The following is a 22,868-nucleotide window of genomic DNA, read 5'->3' as shown; positions in this document are numbered from 1 at the left end:
GTTTAAAAAAAAGGTTTTTTTTGCTTTTTATAGGAGAAGCTGGGCGGGTTTAGCGTCTTGTGATGAAATAATAATAGAATATACTGCATCATTTGAGCCTGTATTATATTATCCGAAACAAAATTTTTACTAAAATAAAATGCTGCTTTATATATAGAGATGAAACTTGTGTTCCCCTAAATCTTTTTTTGTTAAAGTAGCTATGCGAATTTTTAGTTTACATTTGAATCTTTTCGGGTTTTAAATATTGCAAAATGATAAAATGAAAAGTCTCTAATGAAATTTTGATTTTGAAAAAATGCGATCTATAATACTAGATATCAAAATATGGATTCTTTTATATAGTGCTGCGCCTAGATTAGAAAGAAAATGTTTTGTGGGAACCACCAAAAAGGTTTGTTTACTGGATCGTGTTTTAGGAATAAATCTTCTTTATAGCCCCGATGGTAGCGGCATCCTTTTGTGATGAGGAACGAAGAGCAAAAGATACAGCGGACAGCGGGTTCCCGGCTCTTAAAAAAAATGCAAATTCCTGCGGTGATCAATTGTCATTTTTTGAGGTCGGAGGTGGGAAAGGAGATGATAGGTTATCGATTTTTTTTAAAAATAATAAAATTGATAAATGAATATATAGTGATAATTCTCTGTATTTTCATTTTAGTATTTAGAATAAATGGTTCGTAGAAAATCCCCAAATGATTCTTCGAGTCCTATGATGTCTCCTGATTTTAGATTGAGCCCTCCAACTCCCGAGTCGTCTGCTTTAATATTCGATGATGTGGCTTTAAAATAATAGGATGTGCTTTGATTTTTCACCTGAAATTTAATGGTTGAACCAAAAATTTTTTTTGTGGAAATCGTATAAACTTCTCCCGCTATCACTGGAATTGAAAGATAAGACCGTGGTGATAAAATATAATCTTTTTTGTTGACAGCTATTTTTTGGTTTTTTGCCGAAGATGCGAAGATATAGAGTGCGCCGTTTTTTTTCCAATATAAATCTTTATTTAAATAATATAAATTTAACCTATAATGCCTGGAATCAAATTTAGAATTGGAACCGTCAATTGTTTCAAAAGGTTTTATAGTATAAGAATTTGCGCCAATATCTTTTGCTTTTTTGTAAATTGCGGAAAATACGTCCGCATCGTTATCTGAAAATCCTTGAACTTCTATTTCTCCCAGATATTCAGCTTGCTGAATGTTTTCTGAAAGCAAATATAAATGCTTATCATTATTACTATTCGTTTTTTCCACTTTGTTCAGAAAAACATTTTGTGAAAAGACGATTTGGGAAATCAGTATGAAAAATAGGATTTGAAGTTTACTCATTTAATTAAAATTAATTTTGAAGAATTGATACAACATCTTGAAGACTATTTTCCCAATGTTTTAGCTCAATTTGATATGTCTTTTCGATTTTATCAAGATTCATAGTGCTTCGCTTTGGTCTTTTTGCAGGTGTAGGATATTGCTCGGTAGTTAAGTAATTTAATTTCACTGAAGAACCTGAGAATTCTGCGATTTTTTTTGCAAACTCTAACCATGTGGTTTCAGGATAATTTGAAAAATGGTATATTCCGTAAGTTTTTGGTTTGGTATCAATAATTTTCAAAATGGCTTCGGCCAAATCATTTGCATTGGTAGGTTGCCCATATTGATCTCCTACAATACCTAGTTCCTGTTTTTGTTCAAATAAATTAAGCATTGTTTTGACAAAATTTTTATTGAATTCCGAATACAGCCAAGATGTACGAAGAATAATGGTTTGAGGATTATTTTCTAATGCCAACTCTTCTCCTTCTCTTTTTGAAGCTCCGTAAACTCCTATTGGTGTAGTAAAATCTTCTTCACAATAGTCTAGATTGGTTTCGCCATCAAAAACATAATCTGTTGAAACATGAATAAACGTGGTTTTATACTCTTTGCATACTTCTGCTAAATTCCCAACTGCTATGGCATTTATTGCGAATGCTTTTTCTTGCTCTTGCTCTGCCAAATCTACAGCAGTGTAGGCAGAAGCATTGATGCAAAATTCTGGTTTATTGTCGTAGAAAAAATCATCAATTTGGTCTTTATTGGTAATATCTAATGTTTTTGAATCTGTAAAAATAAATTCATATTTACTTTCAAAATCGAATGCTAATTTTCGGATACAGTTTCCTAATTGTCCGTTGCTTCCGATTACTGCTATTTTATGCATTTTATGAGTTTTTTGCGTTTTTGGTTCTTAAAAATTTCACTCTCGACTGAAAATCTTTCTGCTCTAGATCGACAAAGAATTTGCCAAAAGTTTCTATAATATCTTGAGGATGGCTTTCGGATTTTCTGGTTTTAATATTAAAATAGATAACGGTAACCCAGAGTACAGCGTGAATGGTTTTCTCATCAAGACTTTTCATTAAAATCTCCACTTTTGCTGTGCGTTCTCCTACTTCTATTGTTTTGCTGCTAATTACTACTTGATGGTTGTATCTTACTTCTCTTAAGTAAGCGATTTCGTTCTGAACAGCAAGCCAGGTACAGCCTGTTTTTTTTGTGTATTCTTCATATGTAAAACCGTAATAAGTTTCTACGTGATCTTCTCTTGCATTAAACATATAATCCAGATATTTTACATTATTTAAATGACCTATTGGATCACAATCGCTGAATCTCACTTTTACCGTTGTCGATACTTCTTTTTCCATGTCACAAAAATAAAAAAACCACCTTTAATAAAAAATAAAGGTGGTCATTATATTATTTGAAATTAAAAAAATTATTTAATTGCCAATTCTTTTTTCACAGCATCAGTAATATCTGCACCGTTTTTGTAAACTAATGAAGTTGAGTTTCCATCTAATACAAATTCATAACCTCCAGCTTTAGATACTTTCTCTATAGCTACATTTAATTTTTGTTCAATTGGATTGAAAGCCGCATCTTGTTTAGCTTGAAGATCTTTTTGAGCTTTTTGCTGCATTGCAGTGATTTCGTCTTGAAGTTTCTTCATTTCGTCTCCTCTCAATTTGTTTTCAGCTTCAGTTTTGGTTTGAGCTTCTTTCATATAAAGATCATACTTTGTTTGAGCTGCTTCCATTTTTTTCTTGATTTCAGCTTCTTTAGTATCTGCAAAAGCTTTCAAATCTGTATCAGCTTTCTTTTTATCGGGCATTGCGTTTAGCACTCCGAAGACGTCTAAAGTAGCAACTTTCTGTGCTTTAGCCGTACCAAAAGATGCCATCATCAATATCGCTGCAAATAATACACTTAATTTTTTCATAATAGGTAAATAGATAATTTTGTTTTTTCTTTGATTGCAAAAATAGTAAAAAGTTAACTACTGCAACAAGAATTTATTTTTTGCTCTTTTTTTCTTTGTCTGATCCCTTTAGAAGTATATCTAAAACCTTATCGGTGTAGTCATTTCTCTTCTGAAGGAAAATTACATTGTTTTCTGTTTTATCAAGAACCATGCCCAGTCCATTTTTCTCAGACATCTTTTGAATTGCTGCCCAGATTTGATCTTGAAAAGGCGTCATCAAATTTGCTCTAAGTTTACTGATTTCTCCTGTAGAACCAAACCTTAAACTAGTAGTTGTTTTGATATTTTTTTCAAGGTCTAAAACTTCCTTTTCACGAAGTCTGAGCTGGTCACCAATTAATAAAACTTTTTCGTTTTCAAAAGCTGATCTTTTCTTTTCGTATTCCGACTGTAGACTTTGCAATTCATTTTGCCAAGTATCAATTTGCGAATTTAATCTTGCTTCTGCTTCTTTATATTGAGGAAGCATTCCCAAAATGTATTCTGTGTCTACAACTCCAACTTTTTGGGCATTTATAGATGAAAATGCAACAAATAGGAAAAGAAAAATAAAAGCTTTTAAAGTTTTCATAATTATAAAGATTGGTTCATTAAGAAGTGAGCTCTCCAACCTGCAGGTTCTGTTCCTAATACAGTTTTATCGAAACCGTATGCAAAATCAAAACCTATTAAACCAAAGGCTCCCATGTATACTCTAACCCCTACACCAACTGATCTTTTTAATTGGAATGGGTTATAGCCTGCCCAAGAGTTCCAAACGTTACCACCTTCTGCAAAAGTTAATGCATAAATTTTAGCCGTTTGATTCATTGAGATTGGATATCTTAATTCTAAGGTAAATCTATTGTAAATAGTACCTCCGCCGGTAGGGGTAATATCATCTAAAGTTCCACCATAAGTAGAAGCATTTTCATAACCTCTTAGAGGAATAAGCTCTCTACCATCAAATCTACCTCCAAAAAGACCAGTTCCACCAACGTAGAATCTTTCAAATGGTGGTGCTCCTAGTGCTTTATCGTAGCCATCCATAAAGCCCATTTCGGCAGACGATCTCAATACTAATTTACCAAGAACTTCGTTGTAAACATCCGCTTTAAATTTAATTTTATAGAATTCCATCCACTTATATTTTTCTACAGGAGTCATTGAAGCATAGTTCTTACTCTTGAAAAGTGAATAGGGCGGCGTAAATTTACCTGACAATTCAATATTTGATCCCATAGTAGGGAAAATTGGATCTATTCCTGCTGAATTTCTGCTCAAACCTAAGTTTAGACTTAAGTTATTTGCTGTTCCATACAATTCTGTAGAAGCTCCAAATTCAAAAGGATAATTGCTAAAATCATATTTTTGAAACTGAAGTCCAGTATATAATGAGAAATAATCATCAGGCCATGTCAATCGTCTGTTAAGACCCACTGTTGCTGAGAAAATATTCAATCTCTGATCTGGGCCAGAAAATTGGCTGTAATTTACTCTTGAATTATTTAAACTTACAGAAAGAGCTGTTGGTCTTGTACCAAACAACCATGGTTCTGTAAAAGACACTCCGTAGTTCTGAAAATTCTGACCAGCTTGAGCTTGTATTGATAAAGTTTGACCATCTCCTTGAGGCACAGGTCTAAAGTCTTTAAATTTAAGGAAATTTCTTAATGAGAAATTATTAAATGTAAGTCCTAAAGTTCCGATAAAGCTATTACCACCATATCCTGCCTGAAGCTGTACCTGAGAAGATCCTTTTTCAACTAATTTCCAGTTTACATCAACGGTATTATCTTGTTGGTTTGGGTTGATGTCTTGTCCGATTTGTTGAGGATCAAAGAAAGACATTCCTGCCAAATCAAAATAAGTTCTTTTGATTTCAGATTTTTTAAAAAGTTCACCTGGCTTGGTTCTTAATGAACGAAGGATAACGTGGTCATGAGTAGTTGTATTACCTTCCCATGTTACACGGTTCCATGTTGCCTGCTCGCCTTCGTTAATACGAATTTCAAGATTTACAGCATCTCCACTTACTGATTTTTCAACTGGAGTAACATTTGAGAAAAGATAGCCATTATTCATGTACATCGACTTGATGTCTGAATCATCTTCTTTACCTCCATCTTCTCCCACTTTTTTGTTGAATCCAACTGCATCGTAGATGTCTCCTTTTTTGTATCCTAAGATTCTTTGAAGATATTCTGTGGGGTATACGGTATTTCCGGTAAAACTAATATCGCCGATGTAATATTTTTTACCTTCGGCAAGTTTTACGTTGATTTCGTAGTTATTCTTTTTGTTTCTCCAAACAGAATCTGAAACGATTTTAGCATCTCTGTAGCCCAAAGAATTGTAGTAGCTTATAAGGCTTTGCTTATCTTCTTTATACTTATCTTCGATGAATTTGGAAGATTTTAATATACCTCCAATTCCGAATCTCTTTTGTTTAGTTTCTTTGAATGCTTTTTTTCTAAGTTTAGCATCGGTTACACTGGTGTTTCCTTCAAACTCAATATGGCTGATTTTGATTTTCTTGCCTTTGTCGACGTTAATCGTCCAATCTACCATATTAGGGTCGTTGGCATTCACTTTATCTTGGATACTGATACTAGCGTCTGCAAATCCTTTTTTTACATAATCTTTAGGAAGATTAGTTTTAAGACTTGATACAAGATTTTGGGTAATTTTAGTTCCTGGCTTTAGATTGTTGTCTTTAGCTAGTTTTTCATTTTTTGATTTCCCAATTCCTTTTCCTGTAAATTTAACTTCTCCTAGTTCCTTAAGATCTTGAAGATAAAATTTTAAAACTACAGTTTGTCCTTCAATACTTTCTACATACACCTCTACCTCAGAAAAAGACTGTGTATCCCAAAGTTTTTTGATCCCGTTACTGATCTTTTGCCCTGGAATATCTACTGTTTCTCCTTTTGATAGACCTGTGAATCTCAGGATCTGAGCAGGTGTATATTTTTTTACCCCATCCACAACAATATCTTTAAGAGTGTAAGCTCCTTCTTGATTATTTGCCAGAATGCTTGTATTAACAGCAGTACTGTCTTGTGGTGTTACTTGTCCATAAAAATGTGCAGAGGCTGCAAACATAATGATGGGTAATAATCTAAACTTCATTTTATCGTAGTCTTTCTTTTCTAAAAATTTACTGGATTTTGATTTGTTCCCCTGTGAGACCATATCTTCTTTCTTTGTTTTGATAGTTTACAATACATTGAAAGAAAACATCTTTTGTAAAGTCTGGCCAAAGAATATCGAGAAACTGCAGTTCTGCATAAGCAATCTGCCAAAGCAAGAAATTACTAATGCGTACTTCGCCGCTTGTTCTTATCAACAAATCTACTGGTGGGAAATTTTTTGTATATAAGTAATTTTCGAATAGTTGTTCGTTAATATCTTCAATTTGAATTTTTCCTTCCTTTACTTCGGTACCTATTTTCTTTACAGCATTTAAAATCTCTTCTTGGGAGCCGTAGCTAATGGCTAAAATCAAATTGCCTTTGGTATTATCTTTGGTAAGTTCTACCACATTCATCAATTGATCTTTTACCAAAGGAGAAAGTTTTTCTATATTGCCTATAACATGCATACGTAAACCTTTTGTGAAAATCTCTTCTGATTCTAGCAATAAAGTTTCCGTAAGCAAACTCATCAATGTATTTACCTCGGCTTCGGGGCGGTTCCAGTTTTCTGATGAGAATGTGTAAAGGGTAAGATAAGGTATGTGAACTTCATTACAAGCGTTAATTGCATTTCTTACTGCATCGATTGCATTTTTATGACCAAACGTTCTTTCTTCTCCCCGAGATTTAGCCCATCTTCCATTACCATCCATAATGATCGCAACGTGCTGTGGTAGTTTTTCTGGGTTTATTTTTTCTTTAATCAACGACATAATTTAATTAATCACAATAACAAGGAGGTCTTCCGAATGAATAAGTAAGACCTAGGCTGAATGTATTCAACCAGTCTCTTGATTCGCTATCTCCTATGTTTCTGTTTTTGATGAATTCTGCTTCTCTTTCTTTAGAAACAATAAAATAATTTCCAGTTTGAAGCAATGATCCTCCTGTAGAAGGACTTAAAATTTCTGCATTATAGCTTGAGTTCACATCAGTTCTTAGAACTTTACTGTGATCCAGCTGATCTGTTACTGCTAATCTGAAGGTAGCTTCAGCAAAAATGCCCCACCCGTGATTGAATTTGTATTTCAAACCAACACCGAAAGGCACAATTGGTGCTATTTTTTTTCCTAATGAATAATCTACTGTAGTTACAAAATCAAGTTCATCTATTGGTGCTTGTGCAACCCCGTTAGCGTCTCTTCTGTAATCATGTTTTACTGTAGCCTTAGGAGCATCAAACATTATACCTCCAAAACCAGCAAATATATATGGGCTCAACATGCTTAGTTGCTCATTATTCACTGGAAAGAAATTATATTCAAAAAGTAAACTTGCTTCGTATATATTATTTTTCCCGAAAGAATTACGATTTCTTCTGTATTCTTCTTTCGCAGCTTTATCACTGAACTGTACTTGGTTGTAACCTAAGTCTAATCTCACAGTTTGATAAGGATTAAAATTAAACCTATATAATAAACCACCGTAAAAAGGAAACCCCCATTCTGAAGCTCTATCTAAATCCAAAGGCTTCTGTAGAATATAGTTTGTTTTCCCAACATCGCCAACAAGATTACTCATCCCAAGTCGAATTCCCACTTCGTTTCTTTGAGCTTTCACTGATACCATTACAGTAAATATGGCAAGGAAGCTAATCAATAATTTTTTATTCATAAAAGAATACGGATTTATGGTTATTTTAAATTTTAATTTTTGCAAATATAAAACAATTTTATATTAATGATAATCTTAATGATTAGTTAAAAATAAACAAAAAAACATAATTAATTAGTATCTAAACGGCAAAATGTTAAAAATATTCTTTTTACGCTATTTTACAGCCTTTTTAATTTTTTTTATAATTCGTTTATTTTCTTTCACAAATAATATGTTTAAGTAAAATTTGTATATATTTTGATTCTGAAATTCAAGACAAAAAAGGTAAACCCTCATTTCAGAGGGTTTAGAATTTATTTTTTATTGAAAAACTCCCGCAATTTGTTTCTCATTCTGATGAGCATTGGTTCTTTGTAGTTTTTATCTTCATCAAAATAGCCGTAACCATAACCATATCCGTAACCATAGCCATACCCATAGCCATAGCCTTGTTTAGTGTTGTAATCATTATACACAAATCCTAAATGCTTTATCTCATTATCATGATACTTTTCTGTAATCATTTTTAGCATGTATTTTTCGGTATATTCATGTCTTACTACGTACAAATTGGCATCTGAATGCTTCATGAGTTCAAAAGAATCTGCAACCAAACCTACTGGAGGAGAATCTATTACAATAAAATCATACATTGTACGAAGTTCATCAATAAACTGCATATTCTTCTCGCTCATCAAAAGCTCAGACGGATTGGGAGGTATTGGTCCGGATGTAGCTACATCAAGATTCGGAATTCTGGTTTTGTTGATGATTTTTTCTATTCCTACCTCACCTGTAAGATAGTTTGAGATTCCGTATTTATTATCTATATTAAAATCATTAAAAATCTTTGGCTTTCTAAGATCCATTCCTAAAAGGATAGTCTTCTTGTCACTAAGACCTAAAACAGATGAAAGGTTGATGGAAACATAAGTCTTCCCCTCACCTCCTACTGAGGAAGTTACTAGAATTACTTTACTCTTATCATTTTCCCCTGAAAGAAATCGCATATTGGCTCTGATCCCTCTAAAAGCCTCTGAAACTGAAGATTTTGGCTGTTCTAAGACCGTAAGCATAGTATCTCCGTTACCGTTATTGCCTATCACACCAAGTAATGGGATTTTGGTAACACTCAAGAGTTCTTTTATGTTTCTGATTTTCGTATCTAAAAACGCTCCGATACCAATAAATAATAATGGAAGAGCTAATAAACCGCCCATAATCATAGATTTGGTACCTTCTACATTGGGACCAATTGGGCCTTGCCCGAGATTTTTCGCTGGGTCTATTACCGAAATGTCTGATTTGTTGGTTGCTAATCTAAGCTGGCTTTCATTTTGTCTTGACAAGATACTATTGTAAGTAGCTTCAATCATATTGTAACCTCGCTCAGCATCGAGATATTTTCTTTGTTTTTCTGGATAAGTATCCAAGTCTATATTGGCATTATCTATTTGCTGATTTATTTTTGAAATCTCTGATGTGTAAACTGTGTAGTAATTCCTCAATGCTCCATTAGAATTTACCCTCGCCTCACTTATGAGCCTATTAATCTCTTTCATAGGTTCTGAGTTTGGCGTATAAATACTGGCCATATCTCTTCTTTTGGCATATAAAGCTTTCATTTCAGAAACGGAAGCTTGGAACAAACCATCTTCAAAACCTGCTGCAGTAGTGCTGATCATTTTTTCAAAATTCTGCCCATCTACATTATTTCTAATTGTGTTTAAGGAAGTAAGTTTACTTACAAGATCTGCTTTTTTGGCATCTAGTTCTTTAATTTTTTCAAGAGATTTCTCGTCTCTGTTTTTGATGTCATAAAGTTTTTCTGATGTTTTCAGATGATTCATGACTTGTGCACTAGAATCTAGCTTTCTTCTTATTGATTTTAGATTATCTTCAAGATATTCTTTCGTATTTTCATCTAAAATATTTTTATCTGCAAATCTTTTCTTTTGTAGTTCTGCAACAGATTTATTCAAGAAATTCACTGTACTGTTTAGATTATAGCCTGTTTTAGATATAATCATAATGGTATTAATTTCTTTATCAAAATCTACAGACATTGTTCCTATAATCCCGTTTACAGCGTCGTTTACAGTTGCTAATTCTACAATAATATTATCTAGTTTTATTGCTTGAATTTTAGGATTTGGCACCAATCTGAATCTAAGATTCGGTGTAGTATACCATTCGTTTACTTTTACAGTTTTGTTCCCCGGTCTGGTATAGCTATCAACGCTATGGTATCCTTCAACTTCGTAGTTGTAAAGACTTGTAGACTCACCTTCTTCTGGAAGCTGAATTTCATAAGCACCATTGGTTTTAGGAATGATTGTAATGGGATAATTTACTTGCTGTAAATGCTTCCTATCAACCTCCAAAAACACTGGTGAATCATCTTTATCAAGATAGGTAGCTTTTATGACTCCTTTTGTTTTATAATTTACAAAAAGACCTAATTCTTTTACTAAAAACTCATTATGAGTACGTGAAAGAAGCATTTTTTTTAAATAAATACCATCTTGATTTCCGTTTTGTCCCCAAATAAAGTTGATTGACTGATTGGGTGTGAAATAACTCGCTGTATTGTTTGAAACACTCAACGAAAGACTTGACGAAAAAATATTCTGTGCATAATATTTTCCATATACATAGGCAATTCCGTAGCCTATCATCAGCATCATTACAAACCAATACCAATTTTTAAGAACTCTTCTTATAAAATGTTCAATATCAAAAATAGCGAAAGATCCTGTTTTTTCTTTCGGTTGAATCTTATCTTTTTTTACTTCTCTTTCCGGAATCATATTATAGGTTTTTGATAAGTAAATAAACCGACAAAGCTGTGGTAAATACCGAAACTCCACTTATAATCGTCTGTACAGGGTCTTTCCCAAATCCGTTGAGACTTCTACCACGTGTTGTAAGATAAATCTCGTCTCCATTTTGCACATAAAAGTATGGTGAATTCATCACATCTTGCCTTGTAAGGTCTACTTTTGCGATTTTTATTCCTTCCGGCAACTTTCTGTGAATCTCTATATTTTTTCTATCTATCGTTCTGTTTAATCCTCCATTGATAGCGATTGCTTCAGACAATGTAAGTACATTTTTCATTACTGTTTTTTCGCCTGTCATGCCTGTAGTTTCCACATCTCCTAAAACATAATAAGTAATACCTGCAGTATTTAAACGAACTTCAGATTTTCCCTCTTGAAAATTTTCGTTTACTCTCTCCTGAATTTCTTGACTGATTTCTTCAATTGTTCTTCCTTCAGCTTTCACATATCCTATTCCAAATATATTAATATCGCCTTTAGATTCAACCTTCAATCCTGTAAAATATATCATAGCATTTCCTCCACTTCCCGAACCACCAGCCACTGAGACATTTGCTCCCGCTCCCCCTGAGGCATAAAGTGTAGAGTAAAATTGTGCAGCATCCCCTTTTGGAGTAGTAATAATATCTAGTTTTAAAATATCGTTTTTTGTCACTCTATAAATAGGAATATTATAGGGAACTAAGCCTTCTTCATTGATGACCAAACTTTCGCTAGGTTGCATATATTTCACATCCTTTGGCGAAATACAAGACGACAAAAAGAATGCTGAAAGTAATATTAGATAATAATTCAAATTTTTCATTACTGAATAAAAATTAATTTGTGAAAATAGAAATTTAAAGTTTAGATTGTGTTTTTTGTTCTTGAAGTTTACAAATAATATCTGGAAGATAAGCTCCCAGAAACCCTAGAGCCAAAACTATAGCCAAAAGCTGATTGACATCAATGTGTCTGAAATAGTAAGCTACAGCTACAATCATAAGATAGTACAGGACAATATAAAAACTTGATCTCCTGTGAGTAAGATTCATCCTAATGAGCTTGTGGTGAATATGATTTTTATCTGCCTCGAAAGGAGATTTTTTGTTCATTAGCCTTATAATGATAACATTCAAGGTATCTACGATAGGTAAAATCAAAATTGCTACAGCAATCGCAGGTGCAGATTTCAGATGATAACGTGGCATTCCTGGGATTTTTTTATCTATAAAAATATCAATAAAACAAACTGCCGTAAAAGCCAAAAGAAATCCTAATAGCATGGAGCCTGTATCTCCCATAAATATTTTTGTAGACCTATAATGCGACAGATTATAATACAAAAACGCCATAACAGAACCTATAATACACACTGATAAAATAACCAAAGGATAATTGAACTCTCCTAAGCGGTAATAACTTATACCAAAAAGAGCACTACAAAGCAGAGAATATCCGCCAGCCAAACCATCTATACCGTCTATAAGATTGAATGCATTAATTAAAATTATAAAAGTAACCACTGTGATAATTACACTCAAATAATAGTTAATCTCATAAATGCCGAAAATGCCGAAAAAACTTCTAATCCTTACATCAGAACCCATTACAAGAACTACAGATACCAAAATCTGAGCAAACAACTTTTTGTAAGCCCTCATCACCATAATATCATCCATAACGCCAACGTAGAGTAGAATAATAAGTGATGCAAAGAGAAATTTATAGAGATCAAAAATTTCGTGGGCGAAAATAGAAGCACAAATTCCTATCGAATAAAAAATAGCAATTCCCCCAAGATTAGGGATTTTCCTTAGATGCGAACTACGCTGCCCTGGCTCATCCATCAGATTTTTTCTTCGTGAAATTTTAATGATGGTTGGTACAGAAAAAAAAGTGATGATGAATGAAAACAGTAAAGCCAAACCTACTTTCAGATAAAAAAAGGGAAGTCCTGTTTGCTGTAAGAACAATTCGAAATTCTTCATACTCGTTGTATTCGAATGCTTAAAATCAATGATAATTTTTACATAAATCTTCTAAAAGCCTTGTAAAAACCACTAAAGTAAAGCAGATAATAAATTTTTTTTTTCAAAGGCAAAGATAACAGATAATTTCTATCAAAACGATTGTAAATCAATATATCTTTAAAATTAATATCATTTTGTTGTATAAAAAGACTCAATTTTTCACTCATCATTTTAAAAGTAGCATCATCTTTTACAAATGCTAAATAAGCAAGAAAGGTATAAACTCCTTCTAAAATCTGAAAGTTTTTTAGCTCAACTCTCTTCGATGAATACTGAGATTTTTCGAATGCAGATTCTACATCTTCTACAGCCTTCAAAATATCTAGACCTTTTTCTGTATGTGTTTTGGAAATTGAATTGCTGCGCTCCAGATAGTGATAGTGATAATTTTGAGTCTGAGCTAAAGTTTTACATTCCAATAAAAGTTGCGGAATGAGTTGAATATCTTCAAAATGAACTCCTTTTTTGAATCTTTTGGTTTCAAAAAGCTCTTTTTTAAACAATTTATTACAAGCAAAATAACTTACATCTGAAAAAACAGAAAAATGCCTTTCTAAATCAATTTTCTCTGGCATATTGGGGATTTGCGTCAACTTTTGAGTAATATTTTCGTACTCATCAACTTTTTGAATATTACAGATAACCATTTCCGCTTGGTTTTTTTCTCCAAGAAACAGCATTTCCTCAAACATCGTGGGAGAGACATAATCATCGCTATCTACAAAGCCTATAAAATCCCCAGAAGCTCGTTCTATCCCAAAGTTTCGGGCATCGCTTAAGCCACCGTTTTCTTTTGTAAAAGCTTTTATCTTTGAAGGATATTCAGCTTCATACCTGTCTATTATTAGCTGTGAACCATCACTACTACCGTCATTAACAATGATAATTTCAATATTTTGCAATGTTTGATTCACCAGAGACAAAATACATTTTTCCAGATACAATTCTACATTGTAAACTGGAACTATTACCGAAACAGTGTTTGTTTTTGAAAAATCCGTCATAACCAATACCCACCACTGAGCTTTTCATTTTGTATTACCTAAATAGCGCAAATTCGCAGTTGCCAAAAACTAATCTTTAGTAAATCTTGGACTCAGCCAACCTCTTTTGGCGTCATCAAAATCTTTTCTTGAGCATGGAATACAGTTTTCTATATTATCATCATCACCAAAATACCAAAGACTACTGAAAACATCTCGTTTGAAACCATATTGCCTATCATTAATCAAAACATAAAAAAGTTCGTACTGCCTTTCTTTCGGATGAGATCGCTGGATGTTGATTCCCTCAATCAAATACCAAATCATTTGTGCCAAAAGCTGATGATTGAGTTGATTTTCAGAATAAATATTATAATTGAAAATTCCTACAGATTTTAAATTTTCACTCAACCCTATTTCTTTCATGTAAGCACAAATTTCCCTTCTGTTTAAACCATTTACCTGCGGATTTACAGAAAAAGAATCACTAAAACTTTCTACTGCATCACAATTAACGGTTACGAGATCTGCTTTTCTGAAGAAAGGCTCGGTTTTCTCTGTAGAATTCATCATTTCAGCGAGACGTACAATATCAAACTCAACTTCCTTGATTAACTTAATAGAATCCGCTTCGTTTAAATGTTTCTGATAGCCTAAATGATGATAATTTTTTATTGAAAAATCTTTTGAACCAAAAATTTTACCTAAAAACGTTTGTTCGTTTATTCTTTCACCTTGTTTCAGCGAAATAATATTGCTTATTTGTGTATAATTAATGTTTTGCTGATGAAAATTCAAACCAGAAAATAAAGAAAAAGCAAAGTCATTGGAACCTCCAACGATTATCGGAATCGCTCTTTTTTGTTGACAAGACGATAAAACTTCCTGTAAAATATAATGTGAATCTTCCACTGTTTTCCCAGAAACAAGATCTCCCAAATCTACAATAGGAATATCAAAATCAAACTGAGAAAGTTGGTAAAACTCTTTACGAATCGGCGTAAAATCTTGCATCTCTGCTTCACCTTCTGCCCCTCGATAATCTGACACAAAAAGTAAAACAATACTGTCTTCTTTCAGTTCTTTCGTAATTTTGTTCCCAATTTGCCAGTTTTCTGTTCTGAAATTTCTTGGCGAAATAATAAAATCTTCAAAATCCATGCTTCGAGTTGCTTTTAACAGCCTCAAAAATATTAAAATAAGATGACTTTGGTATAAGAAATTATAGTAAATCTTTTAACCACTACGGTTACAAATGTTTATAGCTATGTGGTGATAGTAATCTCTAATCGTAGAAACGTTTCACTCAATAATGGACGAAGCCAAACCTGTGCTCAACAAATTCTAAATATTTTTACCAGCCGCTAAAGTCTGCGTAAAAATTGTTCAAAAATAAAATTGAAACAAGGTCTGAATATCAAAATTAAATGTAGTTCGTTTAAACCTTAAATATCTATCTCCCCATCTGCGTCACAGAATAGAAAAACCGCTCTACAGAATACATAGATAACTGTCCGGCAGGACCATTCAGATTATACTCAAAACCATGCGTTCCCCACGGAATGGTAAGTAAATAATTCTTCACATGATGTTTATCTAGTTCTTTCTTCAGCATTTCACTTTGGATATGCCATACGTGGGCATCAAGACAACCGTGAGCGAGTAAGGTTGGTGTAGTTTCAGAATTAACATGAAATATCGGTGATTCTGAAACATATCTATCGGGGACTTCTTCGGGCGTACCCCCTAAGAAATCTCTCTGTACCTCTCTGGAATCCATGATTAAAGGATTATCGGGATTTTTATAGCTCCAAGGCATGTCTATCGCGCCATAAAATGCTGCAACACCTTTTACACCATTTTCTTTCCCGGTGTAAGCCATCGTTAAAACAATGGATGCACCTGCAGATCTTCCCATCAGAACAATATTGGTTGTGTCAATTTTCAGCTCTTCAGCGTGCTGACGAATCCATTTAAAAGCAGAATGCAAATCTTCCTGCTGAGCCGGACTAGGGAATTTCGGGGCCAATCTGTAATTAATCGTTGCAACCTGATAACCTGCATTCGCAAAATAATTATTGGCTGCAGCAATCTCACTGTTATCGCCACGTTTCCATGAACCTCCATGCACAACAATTAAGCATGGCCGAACTCCGGGAATGACTGAAGGTGTAAAGTTTAATGTTAAATCAACTCCATCTGTTTTGGCATAATGATAGGTTTTAAAAGGAATATCTTTCGCCCCATTTCCCGTAAACATCTGTAAAAAACTGTAAGGTTTCTTCTGATGAAAACCTTTCATGTCTGCATCTTTTACTCCGAATGATTTTTCAAGATCTTCATTTAAGTGACTGCCAACATTATAAGCCCGCACAATGGGTGAAGTGAGGATCACAAAAGTAATTCCGCCTAAAATAAGCGATACTTTTCTGAATCTTTTTGAATACCAACTCCAAACCAGCAAAGCCAGCGAAAAGAGCATAAAAACCCAGCAAAATTCGGGAACGGCTATACCAACATACCATGTACTCTGGCTTGGTACAGGAAAAAAATTAACAAGAGATAGTATAAAGAGCAGGATAATCAGGACGAAACGAATCATAGTTATGGTTTAAAATAACATACGATTTAAGTTGAGTAACAGTTTTATGTTGATTTGTAAATGATTGAACCGAAATGTAAAAATCATAATTTGAATTAAAATTTTACATCAAACACAAGTGTTTTGAATAATAAAATTTGCTAAATTTGATTTTCAACAAACAATAAATCAACACACAATGAGTACAAAAAATCAGATCAGCGTAGAAATTCCGGCTACTGTTATTGCCGAGGTTAATCAAAAATTACAAGACTGCAAGAGTTTACTTGCACCTTATTTACAGGCTTTGGCTAAAGGCGAGAAAGAATCTATTTTCAAGTTGGGCGACAAAACCGTGGCGACCGTTCAAAAGGTAAAAGATTACACGGGCACCAACCCCGAATTTGCACCTGCCTATATGGATCAGGCGGAATTTCTGAAAGACGAGGCGGTAGTGAGCAGTCTTTCGCCTATACGTAATCTCGCTACACAGTTTGCATCGGATCTCAGCGATACCATTACTATTGCAGGTAACGAGGCTTTACTTGCTGCTCTTCTCTATTATGGCGCTGTAAAGGAAGCTTCCAACAAAGGCGTTGCAACCGCAAAACCTATTTACGAAGACCTCAGCCAAAGATTTTCCCTAAAAGGTTCGAAGAAAAATTCTGCTGAAAAGTAAACATCTCCTTTCATTATCTAAACGACTCTTTTTTACTCAACGGCGAGTGCAAAAGAGTCGTTTTTGAGTGTAAAAGATTCAAATTTGAGTATACAGGACTCGTTTGTGAGTGTGAAAGATTTGATTTCCATTGTTGAAGACTGGTTTTTGAGTGTGGAGAACTGGTTTTTGAATGCACAAGACTCAAATTCCAATATTAAAGATGCATTTTTCACTAGTGAAGTCTCGATTATAAATATTGTAGCGAAATTTTTAAAGTTACTTGATAATGGGTACGAGAGGTACGCTCGCACCAGCAATAAAAAGCAGATTCAAGCAACACCAGAATATAAGATTTCCGCTGGCGCGAGCGTCTCGCTCGTACACATAAACCAACCATAACCTTTTCCTACAAACACATCATCAATTCAACACAACTAAAAACTATGAGCAGAAAATATAAATTTCACGAAAAAGAAGGAGCTTACTTTATAAGTTTCGCCACTGTATTCTGGATCGATTTATTTACCAGAATGGAGTATTTTGACATTGTAATTAATTCTTTAGATTACTGTCGTAAAAACAAAGGATTGATTATTTTTGGATATTGTATTATGCCAAGTCACATACACTTATTGTTCCGTTCGGCAGATGGTAAGCCGTCTGATCTCATTAGAGATTTTAAAGGCTTTACTTCCAAAAAATTGATTGAAGCAATTAAGGAAAATAACCTAGAGAGTAGAAAAGAATGGATATTATGGATGCTTAAAAAGGCTGGAGAAAGAAATTCAAACATTAAAAATCATCAGTTGTGGCAACAGAACAATCAGCCAATTGAGATTTGGTCTTTAAAAGTGTTTGAACAAAAATTAAACTACATCCATCAAAATCCTGTAGAAAGTGGTTTTGTAATAGAACCATGGGAATGGAAATACAGCAGTGCACGAAATTACTGCGATGATTTTGAAGATGTTTTAAAAATTGATATTAATACTTGATGTAATTAGTGCGGACACGAGCGGGACGCTCGCGCCAGCGAGGGGGATAAATCTACAACATCGAGATCATAATCTATAATACTATTTCTTACTTAAAAAAATTGATTTCATGAAAAGATTGATGTTAATAATCAGAACTATCATTTTCATAGCAGTCTTATCTTGTGAAAAAGAGAAACATGAAAAGCAACTACATGTGAAATCAGATAATACACTTCTTAAGATTAATTCTTTTAAAGATTCTCATGTTTCAAATAAATTCGATAAAGGGTGTATTATGACCTTTTCTAAAAAAGAAGACAGCAAGAATGAAATTATCCTGATGCAAGGAACAACAATTCAACATGTGATCGGCAGATCAATTTTCATAATGAAAATTGATGGAACATTTCAGATGTTTAATTCAAATGACGAAAAAGACATTGCAAGAATAAATAGGGATTTGATTATGGCAAAAATAACTAACAACGATTATGAAGTAGAAATCATTACTCATTTTCAACAAAACATCCGTGGATCAAACTTAAATAAATATTACGGAACGGTAAAGGTTAGAAGAAAAAAAGATAATTGTACCAATTCTATTGATTATTTTGGTGAGATGACCTGTTGATTTGCTCTATATTAAATTAAAAAAAAGATTATCCCAACGCTGGTGAGAGCGTCCCGGTCGTACCCATTGCATAAAAGACACAAGCAAGTAACAAAAAAGCACAGATCAAAAATCTGTGCTTTACTATTCTATAAAAGAGAATACTATTTCTTTGTTGCAGGTTTTTTCGCTGCCGGCTTCTTAGCAGCAGTTGTTGCCTTTTTCGCAGGAGCTTTCTTCGCTGCAGGTTTTTTCTTTTCTGCAAAAGCTTTTGGATCTTGTGCTGTGATCCATTTTTTAACCTCATCGATAGAAACCTCTTTCAGGTCGTCTGCTTCGTATTTGCTATCGTCTTTTTTCTTTGGTATTTTGTGGATGTTTTTTCCGTGTTTTACGATGGGGCCCCATCTCGCATTTTCAATGGAGATCTTTTCTGCTTCCCAATGCTGGATGTAGCGGTTGGCTTCTTTTTCTAGTTTAGCCTCTACCAATTCGTTGATGTCGCTTTGAGAAAGATTTTCGAAGTTATAACGTTTCGGAACGTTGATGAAAATACTTTGGTATTTGATGAACGGACCAAATCTTCCGCTTCCTTTTGTAATAGGCTCACCTTTGTAAGACGCAATTGGAGCATCGGCTAATTTCTTTTCTGCAATAATTTCTTCAGCACGCGTTTGCTCTATAGAAAGTGGATCTTCCCCTTTCGGAATGCTGATGTACGTTTCTCCCCACTTCACATAAGGACCAAATCTTCCGACACCAATAGCAACCGGCAAACCGTCTACTTCATTGAGATCAAATGGTAATTTGAACAATTCCAAAGCATCTTCCAGAGTGATGGTAGCGATGTTTTGTCCGGATAAAAGTGATGCGAAAACTGGTTTTTCCTCATCATCCTGCTCGCCAATCTGAATCATAGGACCGAATCTTCCGATTCTGGTGGTAACATTTTTTCCTGTTTTTGGATCTACACCCAAAAGACGTTCACCGTTGGCACGGTCTGCATTTTCTTCTACATCTTCAATTCTCGGATGGAATTTTGAGTAGAAATCGGTCATCATTTCTTTCCACTTCTGCCCACCATTGGCAATTTCGTCAAAACTTTCTTCTACTCTAGCTGTAAATCCGAAGTCTAGAATTTCGCTGAAATTATCGGTAAGGAAGTCATTCACCACTTCGCCGATGTCTGTAGGAACGAATTTATTTTTGTCGCCCCCGAATTTTTCGTCGAGAACTTCTTTTTTGATTTTATCTTTTACAAGAGACATTTTCACAATCTCACGCGTATGAGGCTCTATTTCTCTTTTGTCAACATACTCACGGTTTTGAATCGTTTGGATGGTAGGTGCATAGGTAGACGGACGACCAATTCCCAACTCTTCTAGTTTTCTTACCAAACCGGCTTCAGTATATCTTGCGCTTGGTCTTGTGAATTTTTCTGTTGCGGTAATTTTTTTATAGTCTAAAACTTCACCTACGGTAACTTTTGGCAATAGTTTTTCGTTGTTTTCTTCATCGTCTTCATCTGTTTTTACAATTCCGTAAGCTCTTAGGAAACCATCGAAGATGATAACTTCTCCTTGCGCTTCAAAGTGCAGGGGAAGTTTTGCATTACCAATTTCAATCACAGTTTTCTCAATTTTGGCATTCGCCATTTGAGAAGCGAGTGTTCTTCTGTAAATTAACTGATACAATTTGTTCAACTGTACGTCACCAATAGATTTTACAGAAAAATCTGTAGGCCGGATGGCTTCGTGGGCTTCTTGTGCAGAAGATGATTTGGTGGTATATTTTTTTGGCGAAGAATATTCTTTACCATATTCTGATAAAATCTGATTTTTTGCACCTTCAATAGCTTCTTGAGAGAGGTTTACCGAGTCTGTTCTCATGTAAGTAATGTGACCTTCTTCATACAATCTCTGTGCAAGGCGCATGGTATTGGTAACGTTATACCCCAATCTTGAAGAAGCTTCCTGCTGAAGTGTAGAAGTGGTAAAAGGGGCAGATGCAGAACGGCTTCCGGGTTTTGTTTCTACATTTAAAACTTTAAAATCAACAGTTTTTGCCAATTCTAAAAACTTTTCTGCGTCTTCTTCTTTGTCGAAATCTTTTTTCAATTTTGCGGCGATTTCCTGCGAGGTTTTATTCAAGAAAACACCATCCAGTTTGAAACTTGCTTTTGGTAGAAATGCCCGGATTTCTTTTTCTCTTTCCACTACCAAACGCACGGCTACCGATTGTACTCTACCGGCAGACAATCCTGGTTTTACTTTTTTCCAAAGAACGGGAGACATTTCGAAACCTACGATTCTATCCAGCACCCTTCTTGCCTGCTGGGCATTCACCAAGTTTTGATCAATATCTCTAGGGTTTTCTATGGCTTTAAGAATAGCATTTTTTGTAATCTCGTGGAAAACAATTCTCTTTCTATTTTCAGGCTTCAGTTTTAGTTCGTCTGCCAAGTGCCACGCAATAGCTTCTCCCTCACGATCCTCATCGGAAGCGAGCCATACCATTTCGGCCTTTTTTACAGCAGACTTTAGCTCTGTAACCAATTTCTTTTTGTCGGCGGAAACTTCGTAATCCGGACTAAATGTGGCCAAGTCTATTCCCATCCCTTTTTTAGGCAAATCTCGGATGTGTCCGAAGCTTGATTTTACCTCAAAATCGCTACCTAAATATTTTTGAATAGTTTTTGCTTTAGCCGGAGACTCGACGATTACTAAATTTTTCGACATCCTGAAATTTTTGCAAAAGTAAGCCTTTTTTTATTAAAGCATATTTACAGCATTTTATTTAACAATTCTATTGGCGAAATAAACACTCTGTACAACAAACCTTGCCATGTAAAACCTTTCCCTGACATCTCCACTCTGTACATTAAAGAAAAAAGAATAAACGAAAGTACAATTCCGTTTTTCACATTTAACCTAAAACCTCTAGAAACCTCATCAGAATTGCGTTTTGGGAGATTTAATGTAAGAAGAACAATGATGAAAATCATGTGAATATAAAGCCATCTTCCCCAATCGATTGCGAGATAAAAAAGCGGTAATGAGAATAGAAAAGCTAGAATTAATAAAATAGACAGAAACTTTTGTGCTTTTTGAAATTTTAAATAAAAGCCGACATGAGCAACGCTAATAATAAAGCTTAAAAAGTATAACCTATACTCATTAAAATGATCGATAATATATTTTTTTTCGTCAAAATTCCAGAAAAATATTCCTTTAGTTAAAACTACACCACGGTCTTTCAGAATTTCCAGAGAATGTCCTTCGTTGATTTCTTTGCCAAAGAAAAATAGTAAGCCTGCAGGAATAAATGTAGCCAAAATATATTTGATATATTTTTGGGGTTCAAATTTTGCACTTTTTAAATACAATCCAATTAAAAAATAGGGTACAAAAAAAAGTGTTATTTCATGGAAAAGCATCGAAATAACCAACCCTAAACAAATCAAATACTCTTTAAAACAACTAAGTTTATCTTTTTCTAAAAGATTAATAAAAACTGCAAATAAGAGAAAAGCTACAAATTCTTTTTTACCTACATAATCCACACAATTAAAAACACCTACAAAACCGATAGATGAAAGCAGAAGCGAGAGATAAAAAAGGTCAGGTTTTTTTCTTTGAATGAGTGTAAAATAAGTGTAAAAAAAACCACATATAATGATGACCTGGAAAAAGTAGACTGCCAAATTCAGTTTTAGCCCTGTAAAATCCTGAATAAGAAAGAAAAATGATCCGGAAAGCCCTCTTCTTTTAAATCCCCCATCCTGATAATTGATGAGCCAATCCCCGAGAATATATCCATCAGATTTCTGATTGTGAATAAAAGTAAAAATCAGCGCAAAAACTGCGGTTGCAAGTATCAATACATTGATCAGCAATCTTACGGTAAAAAATTCTGCAAGTTTTTTCAAGTGTGTAGTTTTTCCAATATAAAAGAACCGAAATTATCCTGAATTATCTTGTTCATAAATTTGATTGTCAAAAATAGGAATTAAAGCGTATTCAAAAAATAATTTCGGCTCTGTTTTATGCTTATTTAATTTTTGAGCATATGTAAAAAATGATTAAAATTATTCCCCAACCCTAAAGGATGTATTTTTGCTGA

Annotated in this window: 20 protein-coding genes; 4 read left to right on the top strand and 16 right to left on the bottom strand. The window is 34.1% G+C overall.

From position 1 onward, the window contains the following. Positions 1 to 657: 657 nt before the first annotated feature. The 14 genes from BW939_RS14540 to BW939_RS14475 all read right to left on the bottom strand — a co-directional run bounded on the left by BW939_RS14540 (position 658) and on the right by BW939_RS14475 (position 16,519). Complete coding sequence (locus BW939_RS14540) at positions 658 to 1,332, bottom strand: hypothetical protein (protein ID WP_076452741.1); 675 nt, start codon at positions 1,330 to 1,332, stop codon at positions 658 to 660. A gap of 10 nt (positions 1,333 to 1,342) precedes the next feature. After that, positions 1,343 to 2,203: a dTDP-4-dehydrorhamnose reductase gene (rfbD, locus tag BW939_RS14535; protein WP_076452740.1), complete on the bottom strand. Its 861-nt coding sequence runs from the start codon at positions 2,201 to 2,203 to the stop codon at positions 1,343 to 1,345. A 1-nt stretch (position 2,204) separates the two neighbouring features. Continuing rightward, positions 2,205 to 2,690: an acyl-CoA thioesterase gene (locus tag BW939_RS14530; RefSeq protein WP_076452739.1), complete on the bottom strand. Its 486-nt coding sequence runs from the start codon at positions 2,688 to 2,690 to the stop codon at positions 2,205 to 2,207. A 71-nt stretch (positions 2,691 to 2,761) separates the two neighbouring features. Then, positions 2,762 to 3,265 carry an OmpH/Skp family outer membrane protein gene (locus BW939_RS14525; protein ID WP_076452738.1) on the bottom strand — a complete coding sequence of 168 codons (504 nt, stop codon included), beginning with the start codon at positions 3,263 to 3,265 and terminating at the stop codon, positions 2,762 to 2,764. Positions 3,266 to 3,338: 73 nt separating this feature from the next. After that, on the bottom strand, positions 3,339 to 3,878 hold the full coding sequence (locus BW939_RS14520) for an OmpH/Skp family outer membrane protein (RefSeq protein WP_076452737.1): 540 nt from the start codon (positions 3,876 to 3,878) through the stop codon (positions 3,339 to 3,341). 2 nt (positions 3,879 to 3,880) lie between these two features. Then, positions 3,881 to 6,418 (bottom strand): outer membrane protein assembly factor BamA, encoded by a 2,538-nt coding sequence (gene bamA, locus BW939_RS14515; protein ID WP_076452750.1) that lies wholly within the window; start codon positions 6,416 to 6,418, stop codon positions 3,881 to 3,883. Positions 6,419 to 6,446: 28 nt separating this feature from the next. Beyond that, the gene (gene uppS / locus BW939_RS14510; protein ID WP_076452736.1) at positions 6,447 to 7,196 is read right to left on the bottom strand and encodes a polyprenyl diphosphate synthase; all 750 of its coding nucleotides are present in this window, start codon (positions 7,194 to 7,196) and stop codon (positions 6,447 to 6,449) included. A gap of 7 nt (positions 7,197 to 7,203) precedes the next feature. Beyond that, positions 7,204 to 8,097 (bottom strand): DUF6089 family protein, encoded by an 894-nt coding sequence (locus BW939_RS14505; protein ID WP_076452735.1) that lies wholly within the window; start codon positions 8,095 to 8,097, stop codon positions 7,204 to 7,206. Between the two features lie 296 nt (positions 8,098 to 8,393). After that, positions 8,394 to 10,889: an exopolysaccharide transport family protein gene (locus BW939_RS14500; RefSeq protein ID WP_076452734.1), complete on the bottom strand. Its 2,496-nt coding sequence runs from the start codon at positions 10,887 to 10,889 to the stop codon at positions 8,394 to 8,396. A gap of 1 nt (position 10,890) precedes the next feature. Beyond that, a complete protein-coding gene (locus tag BW939_RS14495; protein ID WP_076452733.1) occupies positions 10,891 to 11,727 on the bottom strand; it encodes a polysaccharide biosynthesis/export family protein in 837 nt (278 codons plus the stop codon). Positions 11,728 to 11,761: 34 nt separating this feature from the next. Beyond that, positions 11,762 to 12,892 carry a glycosyltransferase family 4 protein gene (locus tag BW939_RS14490; RefSeq protein ID WP_076452732.1) on the bottom strand — a complete coding sequence of 377 codons (1,131 nt, stop codon included), beginning with the start codon at positions 12,890 to 12,892 and terminating at the stop codon, positions 11,762 to 11,764. 38 nt (positions 12,893 to 12,930) lie between these two features. Further along, complete coding sequence (locus BW939_RS14485) at positions 12,931 to 13,938, bottom strand: glycosyltransferase (RefSeq protein ID WP_076452731.1); 1,008 nt, start codon at positions 13,936 to 13,938, stop codon at positions 12,931 to 12,933. Positions 13,939 to 14,007: 69 nt separating this feature from the next. Then, positions 14,008 to 15,078 carry a formimidoylglutamase gene (locus BW939_RS14480; protein ID WP_076452730.1) on the bottom strand — a complete coding sequence of 357 codons (1,071 nt, stop codon included), beginning with the start codon at positions 15,076 to 15,078 and terminating at the stop codon, positions 14,008 to 14,010. Positions 15,079 to 15,370: 292 nt separating this feature from the next. Next, complete coding sequence (locus BW939_RS14475; protein ID WP_076452729.1) at positions 15,371 to 16,519, bottom strand: alpha/beta hydrolase; 1,149 nt, start codon at positions 16,517 to 16,519, stop codon at positions 15,371 to 15,373. Positions 16,520 to 16,697: 178 nt separating this feature from the next. Here BW939_RS14475 and BW939_RS14470 point away from each other — a divergent pair, with 178 nt between their 5' ends. From BW939_RS14470 to BW939_RS14455, 4 genes are all read left to right on the top strand, one after another. Further along, complete coding sequence (locus BW939_RS14470) at positions 16,698 to 17,177, top strand: hypothetical protein (RefSeq protein ID WP_076452728.1); 480 nt, start codon at positions 16,698 to 16,700, stop codon at positions 17,175 to 17,177. An 84-nt stretch (positions 17,178 to 17,261) separates the two neighbouring features. Further along, positions 17,262 to 17,558, top strand: a complete 297-nt coding sequence (locus BW939_RS14465) for a hypothetical protein (protein WP_123891556.1) — start codon at positions 17,262 to 17,264, stop codon at positions 17,556 to 17,558. A 44-nt stretch (positions 17,559 to 17,602) separates the two neighbouring features. Then, positions 17,603 to 18,154, top strand: coding sequence for an REP-associated tyrosine transposase (locus BW939_RS14460; RefSeq protein WP_076452726.1), 552 nt, complete (start codon positions 17,603 to 17,605; stop codon positions 18,152 to 18,154). Positions 18,155 to 18,431: 277 nt separating this feature from the next. After that, complete coding sequence (locus BW939_RS14455; protein ID WP_159439280.1) at positions 18,432 to 18,767, top strand: hypothetical protein; 336 nt, start codon at positions 18,432 to 18,434, stop codon at positions 18,765 to 18,767. A gap of 143 nt (positions 18,768 to 18,910) precedes the next feature. Here BW939_RS14455 and topA read toward each other — a convergent pair whose 3' ends face one another. After that, positions 18,911 to 21,484 carry a type I DNA topoisomerase gene (topA, locus tag BW939_RS14450; RefSeq protein ID WP_076452724.1) on the bottom strand — a complete coding sequence of 858 codons (2,574 nt, stop codon included), beginning with the start codon at positions 21,482 to 21,484 and terminating at the stop codon, positions 18,911 to 18,913. A gap of 44 nt (positions 21,485 to 21,528) precedes the next feature. Next, on the bottom strand, positions 21,529 to 22,674 hold the full coding sequence (locus tag BW939_RS14445; protein WP_076452723.1) for a hypothetical protein: 1,146 nt from the start codon (positions 22,672 to 22,674) through the stop codon (positions 21,529 to 21,531). Positions 22,675 to 22,868 lie beyond the last annotated feature (194 nt).

The sequence above is a fragment of the Chryseobacterium piscicola genome (assembly GCF_900156685.1).
Lineage (GTDB): Bacteria > Bacteroidota > Bacteroidia > Flavobacteriales > Weeksellaceae > Chryseobacterium > Chryseobacterium piscicola.
The sequence above is the reverse complement of the archived record's forward strand: the minus strand, read 5'-3'. Positions and strand labels throughout refer to the sequence as shown.